A 3,239-nucleotide genomic window follows, 5' to 3' on the forward strand; every position below is an offset into this window, starting at 1 on the left:
ACTGCACCTGTGTGGTGCGATGCTCTGGCTCCGAAGCATCGCACCACACTCGTAATCCAAACTCCAGACAGGACCTAGTGCGCTTCACCAGCTCCGGGACCGAGGCAAACCTCGTGGCGATCTCTCTGGCGCTGAAGTGGTCGGACCGGCAGAAGGTGCTCGTATTCGACGGCGGATACCACGGTGGCTTCCTCAGCTTCAGTCGCGGCCGCCCCTCGCTCAACGTCCCCGTCGACGCGGTGCTCTGCGACTACAACGACCTTGAGTCGGTCCGCGGCGCCTTCGACCAGTGGCCCGAGCAGATCGGCTGCGTCTTGGTGGAGCCCATGCTTGGCTCCGGAGGCCGCATCCAGTCCGCCCCCGGCTTCCTCGCGGGCCTGCGCGAAATCTGCGACGAACAGGGCGCCGTGCTGCTCTTCGACGAGGTGCAGACCTCCCGGATGTCGTACGGCGGGGCCCAAGAGTTGCTCGGCGTACGCCCGGACCTCACCACGATGGGCAAGTACCTCGGCGGCGGCTTCGGCTTCGGCGTAGTCGGCGGCGCCGAGCGGATCATGCTGCAGATCGCCCGGGGCCAGCAGCCCTCGTACGATCACTCGGGCACATTCAACAACAACCGCTTCTCCATGGCGGCCAGCGCAGCCATGCTGAGCTCTGTACTCACCCGGGAGAGCCTCGACGAGCTCTTCCGGCGCGGCGAGCAGCTACGCGGCCAGGCTGATGCGCTGCTGCGCGAGCACGGCTTCCAGGCCACCGGTTGGGGCTCGCTGATCGGGATCCACCCAACTGACATACCGGTTGCGCGGGCCAGTGATCTGGCAGATGCGGACCGGCGGCCGATCGAGCTGCTTTTCCACGAGCTGCTCGACCGTGGCATCTACACCGGCAAAAGCGGCTTCGTCACCCTGTCGCTGCCGCAGACTCCGGAGACCGACGCGCGCTTCCTCGCGGCGCTGGAGAGCTCGCTGCAGGTGGTCGCGCGGGCCTGCCAGTAAGCCCGTTGTTTGTCACCTACGTCCCCAAGCCTGAAGGTCGGACATGCACCAGAGAACTGAGATCAGCACCGAGGCGATGCTTGCCGACCTGCGGCGACTCGTCGAGGTGGAGTCGCCCTCCCGCGACCTGACCGCCCTTGAGGAGTCGGCCGAGGCGGTCGCCGAGATCCTGGAGAAGCGGTTGGGTGGTAAGGCCGTCCTGCTGCCGGGGGAGGCCGGGACCCATGTCCGCTGGTCCGGGGGCGGCACCCCCCGAGTTCTCGTCCTCGGCCACCACGACACGGTGTTCCCCAGGGGAACGCTTGCCAAGCGCCCGTTCCGGGTGGCCGACGGGCGCGCGACGGGGCCCGGCGTCTTCGACATGCTGGGCGGACTGGTGCAGGCGGTGCACGGGCTGGCCGCACTGAAGGAACTGTCGGGCGTGGAGATCCTCGTGACGGCGGACGAGGAGGTGGGTTCGGGCACCTCGCGGGCACTCATTGAGGAGCTGGCGCAGGAGTGCGGCGCCGTGCTGGTGTTTGAAGGCTCCGCGGAAGGCGGTGGGTTGAAGATCGGCCGCAAGGGCTGCGGCACTTTCCGGGTGGACATCGAGGGGCGCGCGGCGCATGCCGGTCTCGAGCCTGCCGCCGGGGTGAACGCCCTGGTCGAGGCGGCCCATCAGGTGCTGGCCATCGCGACGCTCAGCCGGCCGGAGGTGGGCACGACGGTGACTCCGACGGTGGCCACTGCGGGGACCTCGGACAATGTGGTGCCCGCTGAGGCTACGGTGCTGGTCGACGTGCGCGTCGAGTCGGCTGCGGAGAAGGAGCGGGTCGAGGCGGCGTTCGCCGCATTGACCCCGCACCTTCCCGGGGCTCGGCTCAAGGTGCAGGGCGCGGTGGGCCGTCCCCCGATGCCCGAGTCCGCAGCTGCGGAGTTGTTCGCCATGGCGCAGCGGCTGCAGCCGGGCATCGAGGGCAAGGCAGTCGGCGGCGGCAGCGACGGTAACTTCACCGCCGCACTGGGCGTGCCGACTCTCGACGGGCTGGGAGCCGTCGGTGGCGGCGCGCACGCCGACCATGAATACCTGCTAGTCGACGCGATGGTTGAGCGGGCCCGTCTCGTGAGCGGACTGGTGGCCTCGATCCGCGACTCCCACCAGGACTGAGCTGCTGCCCGCGCGTCCCGGCGGCGCCCATTGGCGCCGCCGGAACCTGGCGGTTCTCGACACGCAGCACGATTGGTGGGACGGCGTCGGCGTTCGGCAACCGCGCCCATTGGGCCGCCGGGCTCCCTGAGAAGGCCGCACGACGCGGCATTCCCCGAAGCGGATCATCCTGGACCCGGTCAGGCTGTGGGAGCGCATCGAGGACGCCTTGGAGCCTACGACACGCCGGGCGCCCCGGGGCACAGAGGCCGCCGCCTAGGCCCTGAAGGGCCCTTACGCTCGCTCCAACTGTTGTGCGGGGGCGACAGGTTGAAGGTCACCCTGCTCGTGATCGAGCAGGGCATCGACACGTCCACGATGGAGGGATGGGCGATGTTCGGGATGCTGTCCGTGCTGGACGAGCTCCAGCGCCGAACTGATCGTGGCGAACACCAATGACAGGCTTGCCTCCGCCCGCGCCCCGGGCCGGGTGAGAGGGCGTCGGCCGAAGCTCACCGAGGGCCAGGCCGCGCTCGCCAACGGCTTTACGGCTAGTGGAAGGAGACGGTCCAGCAGATCGCCGACTTGTTCGGCGTGCCGCGGTCGACGGTGGACGGGCACCTTGAAAAGACCAAGACCGTGCCTCGCCTACCCAAGAAGATGGCGGTCACGAAGTCCTCGTCGCTACTTTGCGGCTGGTGTCTGAGCTAGGGCTCCGGGGCCGAGATCAGCCCGGGCTCTGGTCGAGCCTGCAGAACTGTTCTGCTTCATGGACGGCTACTGGGATGGGGGTTGTCTGACGAAGAGTTCTCACTCGAGTGAGAGCCCGCTCCGACCGGCTCCGGATGCCCAGCAACAACGATCTCATATCGGTTACCCAACTCCGTGATCCGCTCTTGCACCTGTTTCTCACTATCCGCCCGCATCAGCACAATGCCAGCAGAGGTCACGGAGTTGGCCGCCTTCAGCGACTCGTCCCCGGTACGCACCCTGACATCGGCGAAGACGGCTCCGGGCGTTCGCAGGAGGTCTTCTGCGCTGCTGATCCGTTCCACGGTTCCTGCCGGCCGCGGGCGCGCTGACGGTCGTAGTAGACCCGCGAGGACAGGTCGCTCTTG

Annotated in this window: 4 protein-coding genes; 3 read left to right on the forward strand and 1 reads right to left on the reverse strand. The window is 68.1% G+C overall.

The features are described from left to right. Window positions 1-77: 77 nt before the first annotated feature. The 3 genes from ACFSL4_RS20525 to ACFSL4_RS20535 all read left to right on the forward strand — a co-directional run bounded on the left by ACFSL4_RS20525 (window position 78) and on the right by ACFSL4_RS20535 (window position 2,580). Window positions 78-995 (forward strand): aminotransferase class III-fold pyridoxal phosphate-dependent enzyme, encoded by a 918-nt coding sequence (locus ACFSL4_RS20525; RefSeq protein ID WP_381084760.1) that lies wholly within the window; start codon window positions 78-80, stop codon window positions 993-995. A gap of 43 nt (window positions 996-1,038) precedes the next feature. After that, complete coding sequence (locus ACFSL4_RS20530; RefSeq protein WP_381084763.1) at window positions 1,039-2,142, forward strand: M20 family metallopeptidase; 1,104 nt, start codon at window positions 1,039-1,041, stop codon at window positions 2,140-2,142. Window positions 2,143-2,451: 309 nt separating this feature from the next. Further along, window positions 2,452-2,580: a hypothetical protein gene (locus ACFSL4_RS20535; RefSeq protein WP_381084766.1), complete on the forward strand. Its 129-nt coding sequence runs from the start codon at window positions 2,452-2,454 to the stop codon at window positions 2,578-2,580. A gap of 308 nt (window positions 2,581-2,888) precedes the next feature. On the opposite strand, the gene ACFSL4_RS20540 is transcribed toward ACFSL4_RS20535, so the two are convergent. Next, complete coding sequence (locus tag ACFSL4_RS20540) at window positions 2,889-3,176, reverse strand: hypothetical protein (RefSeq protein ID WP_381084769.1); 288 nt, start codon at window positions 3,174-3,176, stop codon at window positions 2,889-2,891. Window positions 3,177-3,239 lie beyond the last annotated feature (63 nt).

The sequence above is a fragment of the Streptomyces caeni genome (genome assembly GCF_042678285.1).
In the GTDB taxonomy this organism is placed as follows: domain Bacteria; phylum Actinomycetota; class Actinomycetes; order Streptomycetales; family Streptomycetaceae; genus Streptomyces; species Streptomyces caeni.